Source organism: Flagellimonas sp. MMG031 (genome assembly GCF_040112705.1).
Classification (GTDB): domain Bacteria; phylum Bacteroidota; class Bacteroidia; order Flavobacteriales; family Flavobacteriaceae; genus Flagellimonas.
In genome coordinates this window covers 1,350,672-1,370,284 of sequence record NZ_CP157804.1, presented here as the reverse complement: position 1 = coordinate 1,370,284, position 19,613 = coordinate 1,350,672, and the positions used below count along the sequence as shown (strand labels likewise).

Sequence of the window (19,613 nt, the reverse complement as noted above, 5' to 3'; positions counted from 1 at the left end):
ATATTTAGGCAATCTATATGGTGTAGGCCCGTCTTTTTTTGTGGTCGCTTTCTTCGTAGCGCTTTACACATTCGTGGTAGATTTGAACGGCTTCGTTAACGTCTCCCCATCCACCGGTATCTACTTTCTTCTCTTCCAAATCCTTGTACACTTGGAAAAAGTGTTCGATCTCTTTCAATCGATGTGGGTTCAGTTCGCTGATATCGTCCCTTTTGCTCCAGATGGGGTCGGAAACGGGAACGCAAATAATTTTTTCGTCGGGACCTTTCTCATCGGTCATGTGGAAAACGCCAACGGGTTTTACTTCCACCACCACCATAGGATAGGTAGGTTCGGTACAAAGTACCAAAACGTCAAGCGGGTCGCCATCCAAGGCCAGGGTCTCTGGAATAAACCCGTAGTCCCCGGGGTACATCATTGAGGAGAATAGGGTCCTGTCAAATCTAATTTTGTTGAGGGTAAAATCGTATTCGTACTTATTTCTGCTTCCTTTGGGTATTTCTACCAGTACATCGAAGGTAACACGTGGTTTCTTTGCCATGTCAATAAATAATTTGTGGTGCAAAAATAACCACTACAACTGGAATAGACCCCATAAATCATGGGTTTCCTGTTGATTAAAAGCTAAATCCGAAAGATCCCGTGATCCCGAAAGCCCTTGCATCTGGATTATCGAGATAATTCCCCCTAAAATTGAAGTCGATACGAAGTATTTTGAAGATGTTCCCTACCCCGAAGGAGTATTCCCAGTAAATCTGGTCGTCCGGTGCGATCAATGGAATATTGGTGGGTGCGCTCAAAGCAATATTCGCTTCCGACAATTGGCCCCAAGCTCCTCTTAGCCCCACAATCTCCCTTAGATTGAGTTTGCGGAGCAAAGGAATCCTTGAGAACAACCTTCCATTAAAATTATGCTCCAAGTGCACAGTGGCATAGGTATCCGTCACAAATTCATAAAAATCGAGGTTGGGGAATGTATTATACAGCGAAAACAGGGTTTGGTTACCGGGTACCACGCTCAAAAGGGACAAAGGCACCTCACCAAAGGTTTTGCCCAGCTCCACGCTGCTCGTCAGCCTACCCAGACCTCCGAGTTGCCAAGGTTGCTGATACGAAAACTGTACTTTTTCGTAGTCAAAATCGCTTTCCAGAAAACCATCCACACCTTTGGTGTATTTGAGCACAAGGGTACTATAATTGTCGTTGATGTCCGATCGCTCCACGCCATAGCCAATGGTGCGCTTTCCCGGAGTATAGATCAAGGTCGTATTCAGGTCGAACTGTCTTACCTCCGAAGAAATTCCGGTTGGCGAATCCAGGTCAATGTAATCCAGACTGAATGCTTCCGGCAGTGCAGAACTAAGCGTTCGGAACGATCCCCCAACATTGATCCTGAAATTTTTTACGGGTTCCATCTCTACATTGAGGGTGAAAAGGTTAATGTTGGTCAAACGGTCGTTGGCACCCACTGTAACCAATGAGGACGAGGCAATGCTGCGACCCAATACATCATTGGTACTGGTCAAGCTAAGGCCCAATTGTTCAATATCCCTGCGATTGCCCCCTGAAACAATCAAACGATTTTTACGGTCCAACAGAAACTTGCCCGAAAATCCGTGTTTGAACTTTTTATCATTGAAGCCGTAGGCCATATAACCTTCCAAACGCCAGAGATCATTCTGACCAAAATAGGTACGGGCTCCTGCACGCAAACGGATACCTTCGGCATCGTTGTAACCAAAGGTGCTGTAAATGTCACCAATATCGAGGTTCCACTTATCGATTTCGACATAGCCCGACCCCAAAATGCTCACAATGTCGTAATAGGTGCGGAACTTGGGTACGGTCTTAAGGGTATCCAATAGCTTAAAGATTCCCGATTCATCGTCGTTGAGACTTTCCAAGCGCGCATTTTGCCAAAAAACACTGTCCTGCGAGAATACCCTCGGGCCGTAGGGGTCGGCAACCGCCTTATAAAATGCTTCGGGACGGGGATTATTAAAAGTATAATTGTCAAAAACAGTGGTACGTTTTCCGTACACCCCTCTGGACTCTTCCTTTTTGGAAAAGCTAAAATCGCTCAGCATATAATCCCGCTTCAGCAAAAAGACGGAATCGCTCACCACCTCAAAATCCTGTTCAATATAAATCTCCTTCACCCAGTTAATGTTGGCACTTTTGGTGACCTGCATATTGATTTTTTTGATGGCAAAGGTGGTATCGTTCACCCAAAAGTCCCCTTTAAAGGTGAGCTCGTTCTTTCTTCTGGGATAATAGATGATGTTATAGCACCATTTATTATCGATGAAGGTACTATCCGAAAGGACATAATTGTAGACATCAATTCCCGTTTTGGACAAGGGACTCGTAAAACTCTTGTCGAAAAATTTAAGGTAGTTGTCATAGATGTTATAATCGGAATAGAGGTCTTCCACAAAAGCGGTAATGGCCTGATTGCCGCTAAAACCCGAATTTTTGTTCCCCAGTACATCTTCCTTCTCTCGTTCCATGAGATTGTCACCGTATACTTTGGAAAAGGTTTCATTCAAAAAGATGGGCAGATATGTTTTTCCCGTGATTCGAGAGGTATCCAAATCCTCGAACATAAACTCCAGTCCCTTGAACAATTTGCTCTTAATCAGTGCACTATCGATAGTATTGAGGTCGAACTCTATTTTTTCGTACTTATCATATTGGTATTGGTTGAACTTACGCACCCCGTTCTCTCGTTTTTTCGCCCAAATTTTCCGTAAAATATCGATGGCAGGGTTGTTCTTTTTGGATTGTTTCCCGGTATAGATCACTACTTCCTGAAGCTGTTCTGCAGATTCCACCAGTATGATTTCCATTCCGTAGTTTATCTTCTGCTCCAAAACCACTTCTTTGGTTTCATACCCTATAAAAGATACTTTGATGGTATCGTAGGTCTCATCAGACTCCAAATAAAAGCGTCCATTGTCGTTGGTGATGGTACCTTCGGAAGAGTTCACAAAAATAATATTGGCAAACGCAATGGGTTCACCGGTCTCATCCGTAACCACACCTTCGATTTTGGTCTGTGCGCTAAGGCAGGTAATAAATAGTAGAAAAAAAGCGGAAAGGATTCTTTTCATAGACAAGAATAAGGGACATGATGGTAAGCGACATAGGTTTGTCTCATCCAACTTTAGGTCAAATTTGGTTCAAACTAATTTGTAATCAAAACAATATTCCCTAAAAAAAAGCCCCGTCAACAAAGTTGACAGGGCTAATATACCGTACAAATATGATTCTAAAGCTTATATAACACTTTCTTAACAGCCTTGATAACATCTTCATGGTTGGGCAACCACTCGGCCAAAAGTACTGGAGAATAAGGTGCAGGTGTATCTGCGGTGTTCAATTTAACGATTGGAGCATCCAAATAATCGAAAGCCTTGTCCTGAACATGGTAGATGATTTCGGTGGCCACGTTGCCAAAAGGCCAAGCCTCTTCCAAAATGACCATTCTATTGGTTTTCTTAACGGAAGCAAGTATGGTTTCATGATCCATCGGACGGACCGTGCGCAAATCGATGATCTCACAACTGATGCCCTCCTTCTCCAATTCTTCGGCAGCTTTGTAGGCCTCTTTGATTATTTTTCCGAAGGATACGATAGTCACATCGGTTCCTTCCCTTTTAATGTCCGCAACTCCCAATGGAATGGTGTATTCCCCTTCGGGCACTTCACCTTTGTCACCATACATCTGTTCCGATTCCATAAAAATCACGGGGTCATCGTCACGGATAGCGGATTTCAACAATCCCTTGGCATCGGCTGGGTTCGAAGGAACCACCACCTTTAGGCCAGGGGTGTTGGCAAACCAACTCTCAAATGCCTGGGAGTGGGTTGCGGCCAACTGTCCCGCAGAAGCCGTAGGGCCCCTAAAAACGATTGGACAATTGAACTGCCCGCCCGACATCTGACGGATCTTGGCAGCATTGTTTATAATTTGATCAATCCCCACCAAGGAGAAATTGAAGGTCATAAATTCGATGATCGGTCTGTTTCCGTTCATGGCAGAGCCTACGCCGATACCGGCAAAACCAAGCTCCGAAATTGGGGTATCGATAACGCGCTCTGGGCCGAACTCATCCAGCATCCCTTTGGAAGCCTTATAAGCACCGTTGTACTCGGCTACCTCCTCGCCCATCAAATAAATGGTATCATCCCTTCGCATTTCTTCGGACATAGCCTCCGCTATCGCCTCCCTAAACTGTAATGTTTTCATTGAATCGTACTAAATAGTTATAGTCTGCTTAAAAACGCAAGCAAAAATAGGAAAAACTAGCCGAAACTTACCGGGACAAAATCCAAAAAAAGAACAAAATTTATTATGCATGCATAATAAATTTCGGATTTTATAATTATATTTGGGGACCAAAACCTAAAGTATATATGAAGATCTTAGTTTGCATAAGCAACGTACCGGATACCACTTCCAAAATCAACTTTACGGAAGGCGATACCAAGTTTGACACAAACGGGGTTCAATTTGTGATTAATCCCAATGATGAATTTGGCCTTACCCGCGCTATGTGGTTCAAGGAAAAACAAGGTGCGGCCGTTCATGTGGTCACTGTGGGCGGTCCCCAGACCGAACCAACCATAAGAAAGGCGCTGGCCATTGGGGCCGATGAGGCCATTCGTGTGAATGCCGAACCTACCGACGGCTTTTTTGTGGCACAACAACTGGCCGAAGTCGTCAAAAAAGGGGAGTACGATCTGATCATCGCCGGAAGGGAATCCATCGACTATAACGGTGGTATGGTCCCGGCATTTTGGCCACTTTATTGGACATGAACTTTGTAAATACGTGCATCAGCCTAGACATTGATGGCAATACAGCTACCGCAGTTCGCGAGATTGATGGTGGAAAAGAAAAGATTAGCACTACACTTCCATTGGTCATTGGGGGCCAAAAAGGATTGGTAGAGGAAAGCGACCTCCGCATTCCCAACATGAGAGGTATTATGATGGCGCGCAAAAAAGCGTTGACCGTAGTTGAGCCCGTTGATGCCGCACAACCCACGCAAGACCAAAAATTCGAAAAACCCGCAGCCAAGGGGCCAGTTAAGCTGGTCGATGCAGGAAACGTTGGCGAATTGGTAGAACTATTGCACAACGAAGCGAAAGTGATTTAAAATCAAAACTCAAATTCAAACCACCAAATACCAGCATTTGGAATTTGGGATTTGAAAAATTGAAATTTAAAAAAATATGTCAGTATTAGTATATACAGAATCCTTAAAGGGAAAATTCAAGAAAAATGCCTTCGAAGTGGCCTCCTATGCGTACAAAGTGGCCCAAGATATGGGCACTACCGTTACTGCGGTGACCTTCAATGCAGAGGATGATGCCTCTTTGGGAACCTATGGGGTTTCCAAGGTGCTAAAGGTTTCGGATGACTCTTTGACCACCTTTAATGCCAAAGCTTATGCCGAGGTGTTGGCACAGGCCGCCAAAGCCGCCGATGCTAAGGTAATTGTGTTGAGTTCCAGTGCGGACAGCAAGTTTTTGGCACCTATCCTTACGGCCAAATTGTCCGGTGGCTATGTGCCCAATGTGGTTGCTGCGCCCGAGAGCACTTCTCCTTTTGTAGTGAAGCGGACCGCCTTCAGTAACAAAGGATTTGCCATGACAGAAATATCATCCGATGTAAAGATTATCGGGGTTTCCAGCAATGCCTTTGGTGTAATGGAAAACAGCACATCCGCTTCCGTAGAGGATTTTGCTCCCTCTTTGGACGACAATGCCTTTACGGTCAAATCGGTGGAAGTGGACCGCGTAGTCGGAAAAGCGACCATTGCCGATGCCGACATTGTGGTTTCTGGTGGACGTGGACTCAAAGGTCCTGAAAACTGGAACATGGTGGAAGAACTGGCCGACGTTTTGGGAGCGGCAACTGCCTGCTCCAAACCTGTTTCCGATATGGGATGGCGCCCACACAGCGAGCACGTAGGACAAACCGGAAAGCCGGTTGCCAGTAACCTTTATATTGCCATAGGAATCTCCGGGGCCATACAGCATTTGGCAGGAATCAACGCTTCCAAGGTTAAAGTGGTCATTAATAACGACCCAGAAGCACCTTTCTTTAAGGCGGCCGACTACGGAATTGTTGGGGATGCCTTTGAGGTAGTACCGGAACTCATCGAAAAATTAAAAGAATTTAAAGCCCAAAACGCTTAAATTTTGTTAATTTGCCCATTGCAAGGGGCTGTTCGGATAACTGGCTAAGCCGCTTATTTGAACAGCCCTTTTGCTTTAGGAGGAGATATATGAGTTTAGTACGATTAAAAATAAAGGGAATATCCTACAGCCAAACGCAAAATGGCGCGTATGCCCTTATTTTAAATGAAGAGGAGGGCGACCGTAAACTTCCCATTGTCATAGGTGCTTTTGAGGCCCAATCCATTGCCATAGCATTGGAAAAGGAAATCAAACCGCCCAGACCCTTAACGCACGATCTTTTCAAAAACTTTGCGGACCGGTTCAAGATTGTGGTCAAACAGGTCATTATCCACAAACTGGTGGACGGGGTGTTCTATTCCAGCATTATCTGTGAGCGTGACAATGATGAGGAAATCATCGATGCGCGCACCAGCGATGCCATTGCCCTTGCCCTACGCTTCAATGCTCCGATTTTTACCTACAAAACCATTTTGGACAAAGCAGGCATCTTCCTTAAATTCTCTTCCAAAGAAAAAGAAGAGGACGAGGATGACAGCATCATGGTGGACGAGATCCTTCAAGAAGGTGAGGCCGTTGAGATAGAATCAGGCGCAGATACCCATGGATACCGCGAAATGTCCCTTCAAGAACTACATGCCGAATTGGACAAGGCCGTTGCAAGCGAAGACTACGAAAAAGCCGCCAAGTTAAGGGATGAAATTTCCAAGCGTAAATAAACAATCACCCTACATGGCGAAGAAGACCCAAAGTTTACTGTTACTGTTATTCCTATGTTCGGTCGCTTTTGGCCAAAATACACTGCCCGCAGATTCACTTAACCTTGCCATCGGTACTACTATCACCCAGGATATTCCCGTTGAGGAAACATCCCAGATTGTTCCCAACCAAGGTTTTACCCTAAACACACTTTTGCGTGGTGCCTTGGGTATGGCGGTGCTTATTTTGATATCCTTCCTGTTCAGCTCCAATCGAAAAGCGATTAAATGGAAGACTGTTGGAATAGGTCTCTCATTACAAGTTTTGATTGCCATAGGGGTACTCAAGGTCCCTTTTGTGCAATACATCTTTGATCAAGTCGGAAACCTCTTTGTAAATATTTTGGAGTTTACCCGGGCGGGTAGTCAGTTCCTCTTTGAAGGATTGGTGGTCGATATGGATACTTTTGGATACATATTTGCCTTTCAGGTACTGCCTACCATCATATTTTTCTCTGCCTTGACCTCCGTTCTATACTATTTGGGCGTGATCCAAGTGGTGGTAAGATGGATGGCCTGGCTGCTTTCCAAAAGTTTGGGCATATCGGGAGCTGAAAGTCTTTCGGTAGCCGGGAATATCTTTTTGGGCCAGACCGAAGCCCCATTGCTCATCAAGGCCTATCTGGAAAAAATGAACAAATCCGAAATCCTATTGGTGATGATAGGTGGTATGGCTACCGTAGCAGGAGCCGTTTTGGCCGCATACATTGGATTTTTGGGTGGGGACGACCCAGAGTTGCGCCTTGTCTTTGCCAAGCATCTGTTGGCCGCATCTGTAATGGCAGCCCCCGGAGCCATCGTTATTTCAAAAATATTGTATCCCCAGACCGAAGAAGTCAATACCGATGTAGAGGTATCCTCTGAAAAAATTGGGGACAACATCTTGGATGCCATTGCCAACGGAACTACCGAAGGGTTAAAACTCGCCTTGAATGTTGGGGCCATGCTTTTGGTGTTCGTAGCGTTCATTGCCATGATCAATGGTATTTTGGGGTGGATCGGTGATTTCACCACTTTCAACAGCTGGATTGCGGCCAATTCGCCATACTCAGAATTTTCCTTGGAGTCCATTCTAGGAACGGTTTTCGCTCCACTAATGTGGCTCATTGGCGTAGCCAACGAGGATATAATGCTGATGGGACAGCTGCTCGGGATAAAATTGGCAGCAAGTGAGTTTGTGGGATACATTCAGCTGGCAGACCTTAAAAATGTTTCCAGCGGGGTACACTTTACTTACAACAAATCCGTGATCATGGCTACTTACATGCTCTGTGGTTTTGCCAACTTTGCCTCCATCGGTATCCAAATTGGCGGTATTGGTTCCTTGGCGCCCGGCCAGCGAAAAGTACTGTCTTCCTTTGGGATGAAAGCTGTTTTGGGCGGCTCCTTGGCATCCCTATTATCCGCCACCATTGCTGGGATGATTTTGGGGTAGGCAGGTACTAGGATAAAGGGTAAAGGGTAAAAGGCTAATGGTCTTTTTTAAAAATCAGAACATAAAATTCAACCTCGGAATTTTAAAACTATCAAATTATGAGAAATTTTCGAGAGTTGACCGTCTGGAAAGATGGCCGAATTTTAGTGAAAGAAGTTTACAAACTCACCCATTTATTACCTGATTCCGAAAGATTTGGATTGATTGCTCAAATTCAAAGAAGTGCCATATCCATTCCAGCGAATATTGCCGAAGGTTGTGGAAAAGATTCAGAGAAGGATTTTATCCGGTTCCTTCAAATTAGCCTTGGGTCCGCCTACGAATTGGAAACACACTTTATTTTATGTGAAGATTTGGAATTTCTTTCTCCCGAAATAGTGCAAAGGATTATTGGAGAAATTCAAGTCTTACAAAGGAAAATCGTAGCACTCATCAAACATATCAAATCAAACCATTGACCCTTTCACCCATATCCCTTCTGCCCAGTTAATAAACTCTTTATAAGTCTTGCCCATTTCTGTTTCAAGAATCTACCTATTGGATTAATTTCGAGGGATTGATTTTTTGTCACATCAGAGCTATTGCCCTGAGCGAAATCAAAGGGGCGTCGAGATGGCCTAAATTTAATCGGAAAAGATTTCTCGATACCATTTTCCGCTCTCGGAAAACCACTCGAAATGACATTGTAACGGAACAAACAGCATGAAACAGTACCACGACCTTCTGAAACACGTATTGGAGCACGGCAACCAAAAAGGGGACCGCACCGGAACAGGGACCTTGAGTGTTTTTGGCTATCAAATGCGGTTCGACCTTGCCGAGGGCTTTCCCATGGTAACCACCAAAAAACTGCACCTTAAATCCATTATCCATGAATTGTTGTGGTTTTTAAAAGGCGATACCAACATTGCCTATTTACAGGAAAATGGGGTGCGCATCTGGAATGAGTGGGCCGATGAAAACGGTGATTTAGGGCCCGTGTACGGACACCAATGGCGCAATTGGAACAGTGAGGAAATCGATCAGATCAAAGAAGTGATCGACACCTTAAAAAACAATCCGAACAGCAGAAGAATGTTGGTTTCGGCTTGGAATCCCAGTGTGTTACCGGACACTTCGGTATCTTTTGCAGAAAATGTGGCCAACGGAAAGGCCGCGCTCCCGCCATGCCATGCTTTTTTCCAATTTTATGTGGCCGATGGCAAGCTTTCATGTCAATTGTATCAACGCAGTGCGGACATTTTTTTGGGCGTTCCGTTCAATATTGCATCCTATGCCCTATTTACCTTAATGATGGCCCAAGTATGTGGCTACCAACCCGGAGAGTTTATCCACACCTTTGGTGATGCCCATATTTACAACAACCACATGGAGCAGGTGGAACTACAATTGAGCCGTGATCCACGACCCTTGCCCACCATGAAATTGAACCCTGAGGTGAAGGACATTTTTGATTTTACCTTTGATGATTTTGAGCTCTTGAACTATGACCCACATCCGCATATTAAGGGGGTGGTTGCCGTCTAAGGTTTAGATATTATTTAGCTATGCCGAGAACTATTTTTATCATATGCACCTTCCTCACTTTTGGGAGCGTGTTTTCGCAAGTTGATTTTAAATACTTTCCCCAAGAACAGATAATAATTTCGGCATGCGAAAGTAATCCCAATAAAAGTGAATGCGTTTATGAGTATTTAAAAGAACAAGTCGTAACCTTTATTACAGATAAAAAGAGATCAAAACAATTCCTTAAATACGATAAAGATACCTTAAAAGTAGGCGCACGCTTGGTATACGGACTCAACAACGACATTATTTCTGAAAAAAGTTTTGTCGCCATTCAGGACAAAAAACTGGGTAAGAAATACAACAAGGACCTCAAAGATCTTTTTTATACCATTAATATAGATCAAATCCAAAACAGAAAGCCACTTGCCACAATACATGCATTTTCTTTTGATTTCTTGATCGATAAAAATGGAGAGACCATAGCTTACAAGCATATCAAAAATAAAAATGTCTATTCCGGTGGAGAGGTGCATGAGATTCCAAGGTTCCCCGGTTGCGAAGCGTTGACCGAGCAGCAGGCCCGAGCCTGTTTCCAAGAAAAAATGCAGAATCACATCAAAACCAATTTTAATTATCCAAAATTGGCCAGGGAAAAAGGCATTTCTGGAACGGTTTACATCATTTTTGACATCAATCGGGAGGGAAAAATTGAAAACATCAGATTAAGCGGGGAATATATTTTAAAGGAAGAGGCTATGAGAATAATCAAACTACTACCAGATATGTCTCCTGGGACCGTCAATGGTGAGCCCGTAAAAGTCCCTTATTCTATTCCAATGCACTTTCGACTATAACATAAAACCGTCCAATATGAAACCCACCATTATCACCCTATTTGCCGCCTTGCTACTGGCCAGTTGTGGCGAGCAGCCGAAAAAAGAAAAAACCGAAACACAGGAAATTACCGTGGAAACTAAAGAAGAAACCGCAGCACCCCAATTAAGGCATGTGGTATTGTTTAAATTCAACGAGACTTCGTCGGCTGAAGAGATAGCCCAGGTAGAAGCTGCCTTCGATGCATTGCCGTCCAAGATATCAGAAATCAAGGCTTACGAAAAAGGGCTCAACAACAGCCCCGAGAACCTGAACAAGGAACTTACCCATTGCTTTTTGCTGACCTTTGAAAGTGAAAAGGACCGCGATACCTACCTTACCCATCCGGACCATGTGGCCTTTACTGAACTTGCCGGCCCACACATTGCCGATGTGCTGGTCGTGGATTACTGGGCGAAGTGATTGTTTTGGTACATCATACCGAAATAACTTACCTCTTCGCAAGATAAGTTTCAGCCTATCGCCAGATTACACGAAAATTCATGAGATCCTGAAACAAGTTCTGGGTGATGAAGAGAGTTTTCGAAAAAAAAGAACCGCCATTGGTTTTGGGGCGAACCAATGGCGGAAACTGTGTTTTTAGACTTCTAGAACGGCGTTCTCGGCTCCGGCATAATCGTTCCATTGGAAACGATCGGCCTCACCATCGTTCTCATAAGCACCGTCGATCAAATATCTGAACTCGTAGCTGTTCTCGACAGGCAGTTCGAACGTTCCTTTAAAGGTGCCGTTCTTTAATTTCTTCAAAGTGCTCTTTTTAGGGTTCCATTTGTTGAAATCCCCGACTACTGCAACTGTTTTTGCCTCATCTGCAGGAACGGTAAATGTTACTTTGCAAACAGGCTTACTTTTTAGGTATTGTTTCTTAATTGCCATGGTACCAAAAATTTTAATTCCGGTACAAAGCAATGCATAAAACCATTTATTTACAATTAGTTACAATCGATTTATCAATTTGATAAAATCCAGCTAACCCGATGATTACTTTTATCAAATTAGCTATTGGTTTTTTGCCGATTACGAGGTTGATGTCCAACGTTTTAAAAGTGTTGCCACAACATCTATTTCCTCCACGGTATTGTAAAAATGAAAGCTTAGCCGGATGCCATCGCCCCGAAGTGAGGCCACCACATTCTCATTGGTCAATTTTTGGAACAGCTGCTCATCTCCCTTGACACTAAAAATGGTGCTATGTTGCTTGCGTTTGACCACAGCAGGCTCCAAAAGGTCGAGTTCGGAGAACGCCTGCAACGCATGCTGGGACAGCTTTTGTAATTGCGCCTGTACATTTTCCTGCCCAATCTCGTCCAAAAAGGTAACGGCAAATTCCAAACTTCCGAAATTTAGGGAATCCAAATGGCCGGGCTCCATGTATTTGCAGAAGGTGATGCTGTTTCGCTTGGAGGCATCGTTGTCCACAGAACCGTTCCCAATACCACGCAATTCAAACTGGTCCATCACCGCCTCCTTTACCAAATAGAATCCGTTGCCATAGCCGGCCAACATCCATTTGTAGGCACTCGCACCCAGAATATCGATTCCGGAATCCTCAAAATCGAAGGGTTCCATGCCACAGAATTGGGTGCCATCGGCAATGATGATCAAATTGGGAAACTCCCTTTTCAGGTTTTTTAAAAATTCAAGATCTATTCGTACCCCATTAACCCATTGCACCAAACTGAGCGCCAAAACGTCGAAATTACCGCTCTTTACCTTGGTGTGGATATTTTCTTCCATATGTTCATCGGCATCCAAATAATCGCGCTCAAAATTCCGCGTCTCAAAGGGCCAGTTGACGCTTGGGTAATCTTTATTGACCAAAAGGACCTTTTTATCCTTCGGTAAGCCTTCGAGCAATAAATTGAACCCCAAACTAAAGTTGGGAACCAAGGCCACGTTCTCGGGTTTGCAATTAAAAAATCTACCTACAGTCTTTTTAATTTCTGGCATATGTGCAAACCCTTTGTTTTTCATTTCGCTGCCGCCAATCAGGAAATCCAAGTCGTGCCCCTGTCGCCATTCCATCAGGTCTTCGCTCAAAAGACCTGCCGAGGCAGTATTGGCATAAACGCATTGGTTGAGCACGGGGAATTTTTTTCTAAGGTTCTGCATGTCGGGAATTTTGTCTGTAATTCGGTTATCTTTGTTCATAAAGATAGCCATTCCATGTTGTCATTTGGTAAAAAGAAGAAAGCGGAAATAGATTTGGAACAGCACGAGCTTTTGGAGCATGCGCACCAACGCATCAAACAAAAGAAAAGGCTGTTTTCCCATTTTGTCATCTTTTTGATCGGTAGCATTTTCCTGATTCTGGCCAACAAGGTCTTCAAGTACGGGGAGTCCTATGATTGGTCCATTTGGATCGTGCTTTTCTGGGCGTTCCTGTTTGCCCTGCACGCCTTTAATGTGTTTGTGACCAGCAAGTTTATGGGACAACAATGGGAGCGCGAGCAACGCGAGCGCTTGGTCGACCTTCAGAAAAAACGCATCGGTGAGATCCAAAAGGAAATAGAAACGGACTTTCCGCTTTCCAAAATAAATAAAAAAAAAGATCAGTGAGGAGATTGGTCATTATTGCGGCCGCGGCCGAAAACAATGCCTTGGGCAAGGACAACGACCTGGTCTGGCATTTACCGGACGATTTCAAACGATTTAAAACGATTACCTCGGGGCATAAAATAATTATGGGCAGAAAAACCCTGGAGAGTTTCCCAAAGCCACTGCCCAACCGCACGCACATTGCCATTACCCGTGATGAGGACTATCAACCCAAATTTCCATGCACCATAGTACATTCCTTGGCGGATGCCATTGCTTTGGTGGACGATAATGAAACTGCTTTTATTATTGGTGGAGGGGAAATCTATAAACAATCCATGGACCGCGCTACGGATATTGAACTGACAAGGGTCCATGGATCGTTCGAAGCGGATGCATTTTTCCCTGAAATTGATACCGACCAATGGGAACTGGTGAAAGAGGAACATCATCCAAAGGATGATAGGCACCAATACAGTTTTACGTACCTCACCTACAAAAGAAAATAAACGTCAAGATTCCCTTTTTTTGGGGAAAACTGTTTGATTGGATTAGAAATCGAGATAGGAAACCTTTGCTGATGGCGTATTTACCAATGTTTTAAGGACTTCAATATCGGCATTGCTGTAAAAGATATGCTCTGGGTGCTGTTTTGCATTGGAAAGCAGTTGGTGTTGCTCCAAAACGGCTCTGGTCTGCCGTGCCACCGCTTCTCCGGAATCGATGATATTGATGTGTTCTGGCAGTATCTCCTTCAACACGGGTATCAAATAGGGATAGTGGGTGCAGCCCAACACCAAACAATCGATATCTTGATTGAGCATGGGCCATAGAAACTCGAGGAGGAGGGTTCTCATTTCCTGTGATTCGATTTTACCGGCCTCAATGAGTTCCACCAACCCTTTTCCTTCCTGCTCCAATACGGTAATTCCTTCGGCAAAAAGTTTGGAAGTGTTATGGAACAGACTACTGGAAAGGGTGCCCTTGGTGGCCAACACTCCTACTTTTTTGGTTTTGGTTTGTAATGCAGCCGGTTTAATGGCTGGTTCAATTCCGATAAAAGGGACGTTGTAATGGGAGCGTAAGTAATCAATAGCGTTGGTGGTGGCGGTATTGCAGGCCACCACAATGATCTTACAGTTTCTTTTGAGCAAGTACTCGGTATTTTTGATACTGAGCCTTACAATCTCTTCCTTCGACTTTTCGCCATAAGGGGCATTGGCACTATCGGCCAAATAAATGGTGCTCTCGTGGGGCAACATTTTGGCGACCTCCTTCCAAATGGAGGTACCTCCCACCCCAGAATCAAAAATGCCTATTGGATTTTCCATGCCTAAAAATAGGTGCTTCACTTTTTACGGCATAAAAAAACCGCTTTTAAAAAGCGGTTTTTTATTTTATGTCCCTTCTCAATTAGAAACCTAGTTCCTGCTTTACTGCTGGCAAAAGGTCTTTTCCTTTGGAAACTAGAAGTCCCAATCCTGGGCTGGCATCGATTACGTAGTCGTAACCTTGTGCAGCAGCTACTTTTTCGATGGCCGCTTTTGCCTTTTCCGAGATGGGAGCGAAGAGTTCCTGCTGCTTTTTCTGCATTTCCTGCATGGCAGCTTGCTCTGCTTCCTGAATGTTCTGCTCAAAACCTTGAAGCTCTACGGCTCTTTGCTCGTTTTCTTCCCTTGTTTTGGAAGTAGCTTCGTTTTGGTATTGGGTATACTTGTTTTGAAGCTCGGTCATGGAGCTTTGGATGTCTGCTCTGTAGGTTTCCTGTAATTTCTTCAATTCGGCTTGTGCAGCCTTCATCTCCGGCATTTCAGACAATAGTTGCTGTACATTAATGTGTGCAACCTTGCTCTGTGCATTTACAAAACCCGTAGCCGCTACAAACAATACGAGGGCTACCGCAATTCTTTTTACATTTTTCATGATTCTCAACGTTACTTTTTTGACTTTAAATTTAGTGTTTCAATATAAACTATCCTATTGAATCCTTTTGTTGTTCCTGCGCTTTTTTTCGTTCTTCCAATTTTTCCTTCCTCTTGGCCTCACGCTCTTCCAAAAGTTTTCTTCTTCGTTCTTCGTATGCTTTTTTACGCTCTTCGCGCTCTTGCAGCTTTTGGGCCCTTGTTGCCTCCGCAGCTTTTTCCCGTTCTTCAAGGGCTTCGGCAGCTTGTTCTTGGCGTTCCCTAAGGGCGTCACTTATCTCGTCTTCCTCTTCTTGGAACTGCTCCAATCGATTTTGCTGCTCTTGTTTTTTATTGGAGGCACTTATTTTTCTGGTGCGTCCTATCTCCCTTAAAACCAAGTCACTGATATCGTGCCTTTTTTCGGAGTACAACATTACAACATCTGCGGATTTATCAAAAATAAAATCGTATCTTTTATTGGCTCCGATTTTTTGTACTTCATTGAACACTTGGTCCTGTATGGGCTGTATCAAAAGCTGCTTTTGCAGCACCAAATCCCCTTGCGGCCCAAATCGGTCTTGTTGATAATCGAGCATTTCCTTTTCCAATAACTGGATTTCCTCTTCTCGCTCCAAAATTAGCTCGTCCGTCAATAGCACCTTTTCGGCCATCAAATCTTTCTTCATCTGCTCAACAACACTTTGCTTCAGCTCTATTTCCTGCTTCCACTTTTGTGCTTTGGCATTCAATTGTTCGGTAGCGTCCCTGTACTCTTCCACATTTTCGAGGATATATTCCATATCCACATATCCGATACGGACACCACGCTGGGCGAACCCGTAAAGGGAAGTCATTAGAACTACTGCTGATAAAAGAACTTTGGTATTCATCTTTGATTCCGCGTTTGTTATAGAAAATATCGTGCCAAAATTACTAATTAATTAAAAATAAGCTATTTAACAATTAGTACGACACGTATTTCCATGTATTAAAACTGCTGCCCGATGATGAAGTGCGTTTGCCAGCCGCTTGGTCCTACCGATCCTGGTCGGGCATCGGTATCGAAGCCGTAACCAAAATCAATCCCCAAGAGTCCGAATGCCGGCATAAAAATACGTAGCCCCACTCCGGCAGATCTTTTTAATTCAAACGGATTATAGTTGCTAAAATTGTTGAAGGCGTTACCTGCTTCCAAAAATGACAGTGCGTAAATGGATGCCGATGGTTTCAATGTTAGCGGATAGCGAAGTTCCAAAGAGTATTTGTTGTAAATGGTACCCCCTTCCTGTTCCAATCGATTGGTAATCGGGTTGGTGATATATGGGGTAAGGGATTGGTTATCGTAACCTCTTAACTGTACTACATCCCTACCGTCCAAGGTAAAGTTTCCGAGACCATCTCCCCCTACGTAAAAACGCTCGAAGGGTACATCTCCAATATCTTGGTTATAGGCACCTAAGAAACCGAACTCGGCATTGGTGCGCAACACCAGTTTACCCACAATAGAAGTATACCAATCTCCTCTAAATTTGATTTTGTAGTACTCCAGTAGTTTAAATCTTTCTTCTTCCAACAACTCCAAGTTGTCCCGAAGCCTATTCAATTCCAATTGCTCTTCGGTATTGGCAGGTTCACCAATTTCTCGGATTCTTCGATTGACCTCGTCCACATCATCCCTTAAGGCTGCAAAATCTTTTCCGCCGAACAATGAGTAGGGTGGTGTAAACTTGGCCGTCAATTCAAAGTTGGAACCTGAGGTCGGGAAAATTCTACTGGGCCCTTGCGAGCTTCTTGACAAACCGAAGGTATAAGTCAAGGCATTGGAACTTCCGTTACCAAAATTGAAAAGTCCACTAGCAAAATCGTTGAAATCGTACAATTGGTAGCTCACAGAGTGCGATAACGTAAAGAAATCGTCAGGCCACTGTACCCGTTTTGCCAAACCGGCAGTGATTCCTGTAATGGCGAATCCCCTAGACTTGTCAATATCAAATCTACCATTAGGATTGAACTGGGTGGCAAATTGTTGTGTACGTGATAGTGAGAAATTGAACCTAACGGGTTTTTTTCCTCCCAACCAGGGTTCAGAGAAATTCAAACTGTACACGCGGAATGTCCTACTGGCCTGCAGTCGCAAAGCAAAAGTTTGACCGTCACCCATGGGAACCGGCTTATAGGCTTCCTTATTAAAGATATTTTTGATAGAAAAGTTATTGAAGGAAAGTCCCAAGGTTCCAATGAAACCACCGCCCCCAAAACCTCCTTGGAGCTCGATTTGACTAGATCCTGCTTCCACCAAGCTATAATTGATATCCACAGTACCTTCATTTGGGTTCGGGTTTTGGATGTCGGGTACAATTTGCTCAGCATCAAAGAATCCCAATTGGCCCAATTCGCGAATGGTCCTTACAATATTGGATTTGCTATATTTTTGACCGGGACGCGTCCTGATTTCCCTGTAAATCACATGGTCGTTGGTCTTATCATTCCCCGAAACGGTCACATGATCCAAAAATGTTTCTTTACCTTCAATGATACGTATTTCAAAATCGATGGTGTCATTGACCGCAGAAACCTCAACCGGGTTAATGGTCGAAAATAAGTATCCATTGTTTTGGTAAAGGTTGGTGAGGTCCACTGCATCTGGGTCGGAATCGTCGGCAATGCGTTCCTTGAGCAAAACACCATTATAGGTATCCCCTTTTTTGATACCTAGCACTTGACTCAACTGTCTATCCGTGTACACGGAGTTGCCCACAAAGTCGATATCCCCGAAATAATACTTATCACCTTCCTCTACTTCAATGGTAAGCTCAATGTTTTTGTCATCCAGCTTTACAAAGGTATCCGAAAGCACCCTTGCATCCCGGTAGCCACGTTCGGCATAGGTATCGACCAAGTTATCCAAATCTTCCTCAAAGTCCGCCGCAATGTATTTGGATTTCTTCCAGAAACGGTAAAACTTCTTCTTCTTGGTGTTCTTCAGTGATTTTCTCAAGCGTTTGTTGGACAGTTTTTCGTTGCCCACAAAGTTGATTTTCCTTATTTTGACCTTATCGCCCTTGCTCACATTGATGACCATGTTCTCCACATTGGTTCCCGAGGTATCCACAGAAGTGGCGATGTTCACTTTAGCATTAAGGTATCCCTGCTTTTTATATTTATTCTGAAGGTAGTTCTTTGTGTTGGCAATTAAGCTCTCGGTGATTTTTTTCCCTTTTTTCAGGTCAGTGTCTTCGATAATATCCTCCACTTTACGCTTTTTGACGCCGTACACGGTCACGCTGTTCAAAGTGGGTCGCTCGGTAATGTTCAGTTCCAGAAAGATGCGATCATCCTCGATTTTGGTATAGTACATTTCCACATTGCTGAAGAGGTCCAGGTTCCACAACTTTTTGATCACTGCACTGATCTCATCGCCGGGCACCTTGATGGGCTGCCCTACACGAAGACCGGTATAGCTCTTTACCGTTTGCTCATTGTAGCTCTGCAGTCCGGTAACCGTTAGCCCCCCCAGAATGTATTGCTTGCCGTTCTCGAAGTCGGTTTCTTGGGCAATACCCTGAAATGTGAATAAGAATAAGGGGATAAAAAGGGCCGAAAGTATGTAGTTTGTGATACCCTTAGTTAAGTTGTTCGCTCGTTTTTCCAAATCGTCGTTCTCTATTTTGGTAACTTAGTATGGCCTCTACCAAATGGTTTTCTCTAAAATCGGGCCAAAATACATCAATAAAATATAATTCGGCGTATGCAATCTGCCAAAGTAAAAAATTACTTATCCTACATTCGCCACTGGTGCGTATAAGTAGGTCTACATCAGGCAAAAAGTGCGCGTAAAGATGTGTATTTATTACTGTTTCATCAATATTTTCGGGGGAAATTATGTTATTTTTAACTTTGGTCGCAATCTCTTGAACCGCTGTTTTTATCTCTTCCCGTGAGCCATAGCTCAGTGCGAGGGTGAGCGTCATCCCCGAATTGTTTTCGGTTTTCTGCATTACCTCGGTGAGTTCTTTGTGCACCTTGGAGGGCAATGTTTCTATTTTCCCAATGGCACGTAATCGAATATTATGTTTGTTCAAGGTCTTGAGCTCCCTTTTAAGGGCGTTGACCAAGAGTTTCATCAAGGTATCGATTTCGGTTTTGGGACGGTTCCAGTTTTCGGTAGAAAAAGCATAAAGAGTCAAAAAAGGAATCTGGAGCTTGGCACAACTTTCCACGGTCTGGTTAACGGACTCCACACCGTTCTCATGGCCGAACATACGGATCTTGCCCCGCTGTTTTGCCCATCTTCCATTACCATCCATAATGATGGCCACGTGCTGCGGCAGTCTTTCTTTGTCTACGTCCTCTAGTGTGTGCATC

19 protein-coding genes and 1 pseudogene are annotated in these 19,613 nt (G+C 44.0%); 10 read left to right on the top strand and 10 right to left on the bottom strand.

The window, feature by feature from the left end; genetic code table 11:
- Positions 1 to 13: 13 nt before the first annotated feature.
- The 3 genes from ABNE31_RS06085 to ABNE31_RS06075 form a co-directional block, all read right to left on the bottom strand.
- Positions 14 to 541 (bottom strand): inorganic diphosphatase, encoded by a 528-nt coding sequence (locus ABNE31_RS06085; RefSeq protein WP_179385269.1) that lies wholly within the window; start codon positions 539 to 541, stop codon positions 14 to 16.
- Between the two features lie 76 nt (positions 542 to 617).
- Positions 618 to 3,113: a DUF5686 family protein gene (locus tag ABNE31_RS06080; RefSeq protein ID WP_349352731.1), complete on the bottom strand. Its 2,496-nt coding sequence runs from the start codon at positions 3,111 to 3,113 to the stop codon at positions 618 to 620.
- A gap of 158 nt (positions 3,114 to 3,271) precedes the next feature.
- On the bottom strand, positions 3,272 to 4,252 hold the full coding sequence (locus tag ABNE31_RS06075) for a pyruvate dehydrogenase complex E1 component subunit beta (protein ID WP_293286809.1): 981 nt from the start codon (positions 4,250 to 4,252) through the stop codon (positions 3,272 to 3,274).
- Positions 4,253 to 4,419: 167 nt separating this feature from the next.
- Here ABNE31_RS06075 and ABNE31_RS06070 point away from each other — a divergent pair.
- From ABNE31_RS06070 to ABNE31_RS06035, 8 genes and pseudogenes are all read left to right on the top strand, one after another.
- Positions 4,420 to 5,165 (top strand): annotated as a pseudogene (locus ABNE31_RS06070) (electron transfer flavoprotein subunit beta/FixA family protein).
- A 76-nt stretch (positions 5,166 to 5,241) separates the two neighbouring features.
- A complete protein-coding gene (locus ABNE31_RS06065; RefSeq protein ID WP_293283312.1) occupies positions 5,242 to 6,210 on the top strand; it encodes an electron transfer flavoprotein subunit alpha/FixB family protein in 969 nt (322 codons plus the stop codon).
- An 89-nt stretch (positions 6,211 to 6,299) separates the two neighbouring features.
- Entirely contained in the window at positions 6,300 to 6,929 is a 630-nt protein-coding gene (locus ABNE31_RS06060; protein ID WP_179385274.1) for a bifunctional nuclease family protein, read from the top strand.
- 13 nt (positions 6,930 to 6,942) lie between these two features.
- The gene (locus ABNE31_RS06055; protein ID WP_349352730.1) at positions 6,943 to 8,403 is read left to right on the top strand and encodes a nucleoside transporter C-terminal domain-containing protein; all 1,461 of its coding nucleotides are present in this window, start codon (positions 6,943 to 6,945) and stop codon (positions 8,401 to 8,403) included.
- A gap of 98 nt (positions 8,404 to 8,501) precedes the next feature.
- Positions 8,502 to 8,861, top strand: a complete 360-nt coding sequence (locus tag ABNE31_RS06050) for a four helix bundle protein (protein WP_349352729.1) — start codon at positions 8,502 to 8,504, stop codon at positions 8,859 to 8,861.
- A gap of 244 nt (positions 8,862 to 9,105) precedes the next feature.
- Complete coding sequence (locus tag ABNE31_RS06045; protein ID WP_349352728.1) at positions 9,106 to 9,930, top strand: thymidylate synthase; 825 nt, start codon at positions 9,106 to 9,108, stop codon at positions 9,928 to 9,930.
- Positions 9,931 to 9,950: 20 nt separating this feature from the next.
- Positions 9,951 to 10,766 carry an energy transducer TonB gene (locus ABNE31_RS06040; protein WP_349352727.1) on the top strand — a complete coding sequence of 272 codons (816 nt, stop codon included), beginning with the start codon at positions 9,951 to 9,953 and terminating at the stop codon, positions 10,764 to 10,766.
- Positions 10,767 to 10,782: 16 nt separating this feature from the next.
- The gene (locus ABNE31_RS06035) at positions 10,783 to 11,208 is read left to right on the top strand and encodes a Dabb family protein (protein ID WP_349352726.1); all 426 of its coding nucleotides are present in this window, start codon (positions 10,783 to 10,785) and stop codon (positions 11,206 to 11,208) included.
- A gap of 177 nt (positions 11,209 to 11,385) precedes the next feature.
- On the opposite strand, the gene ABNE31_RS06030 is transcribed toward ABNE31_RS06035, so the two are convergent.
- Positions 11,386 to 11,682, bottom strand: a complete 297-nt coding sequence (locus tag ABNE31_RS06030; RefSeq protein ID WP_127141205.1) for an isoamylase early set domain-containing protein — start codon at positions 11,680 to 11,682, stop codon at positions 11,386 to 11,388.
- A gap of 141 nt (positions 11,683 to 11,823) precedes the next feature.
- Entirely contained in the window at positions 11,824 to 12,918 is a 1,095-nt protein-coding gene (locus ABNE31_RS06025) for an aminotransferase class V-fold PLP-dependent enzyme (protein ID WP_349352725.1), read from the bottom strand.
- Positions 12,919 to 12,972: 54 nt separating this feature from the next.
- On the opposite strand from ABNE31_RS06025, the gene ABNE31_RS06020 reads away from it, so the two are divergent.
- On the top strand, positions 12,973 to 13,365 hold the full coding sequence (locus ABNE31_RS06020; RefSeq protein ID WP_349352724.1) for a 2TM domain-containing protein: 393 nt from the start codon (positions 12,973 to 12,975) through the stop codon (positions 13,363 to 13,365).
- Positions 13,362 to 13,853: a dihydrofolate reductase gene (locus tag ABNE31_RS06015; protein ID WP_349352723.1), complete on the top strand. Its 492-nt coding sequence runs from the start codon at positions 13,362 to 13,364 to the stop codon at positions 13,851 to 13,853. Before ABNE31_RS06020 ends, ABNE31_RS06015 begins: the two co-directional genes overlap by 4 nt.
- A gap of 42 nt (positions 13,854 to 13,895) precedes the next feature.
- Here ABNE31_RS06015 and murI read toward each other — a convergent pair whose 3' ends face one another.
- From murI to ABNE31_RS05990, 5 genes are all read right to left on the bottom strand, one after another.
- A complete protein-coding gene (murI, locus tag ABNE31_RS06010) occupies positions 13,896 to 14,675 on the bottom strand; it encodes a glutamate racemase (RefSeq protein WP_349352722.1) in 780 nt (259 codons plus the stop codon).
- Positions 14,676 to 14,757: 82 nt separating this feature from the next.
- Positions 14,758 to 15,267, bottom strand: coding sequence for an OmpH family outer membrane protein (locus ABNE31_RS06005; RefSeq protein WP_127141210.1), 510 nt, complete (start codon positions 15,265 to 15,267; stop codon positions 14,758 to 14,760).
- A 49-nt stretch (positions 15,268 to 15,316) separates the two neighbouring features.
- A complete protein-coding gene (locus ABNE31_RS06000; RefSeq protein ID WP_293286779.1) occupies positions 15,317 to 16,138 on the bottom strand; it encodes an OmpH family outer membrane protein in 822 nt (273 codons plus the stop codon).
- 98 nt (positions 16,139 to 16,236) lie between these two features.
- Positions 16,237 to 18,900: an outer membrane protein assembly factor BamA gene (bamA, locus tag ABNE31_RS05995; RefSeq protein ID WP_179385285.1), complete on the bottom strand. Its 2,664-nt coding sequence runs from the start codon at positions 18,898 to 18,900 to the stop codon at positions 16,237 to 16,239.
- The gene (locus ABNE31_RS05990; protein WP_179385286.1) at positions 18,872 to 19,612 is read right to left on the bottom strand and encodes an isoprenyl transferase; all 741 of its coding nucleotides are present in this window, start codon (positions 19,610 to 19,612) and stop codon (positions 18,872 to 18,874) included. Before ABNE31_RS05990 ends, bamA begins: the two co-directional genes overlap by 29 nt.
- Position 19,613: the final 1 nt, after the last annotated feature.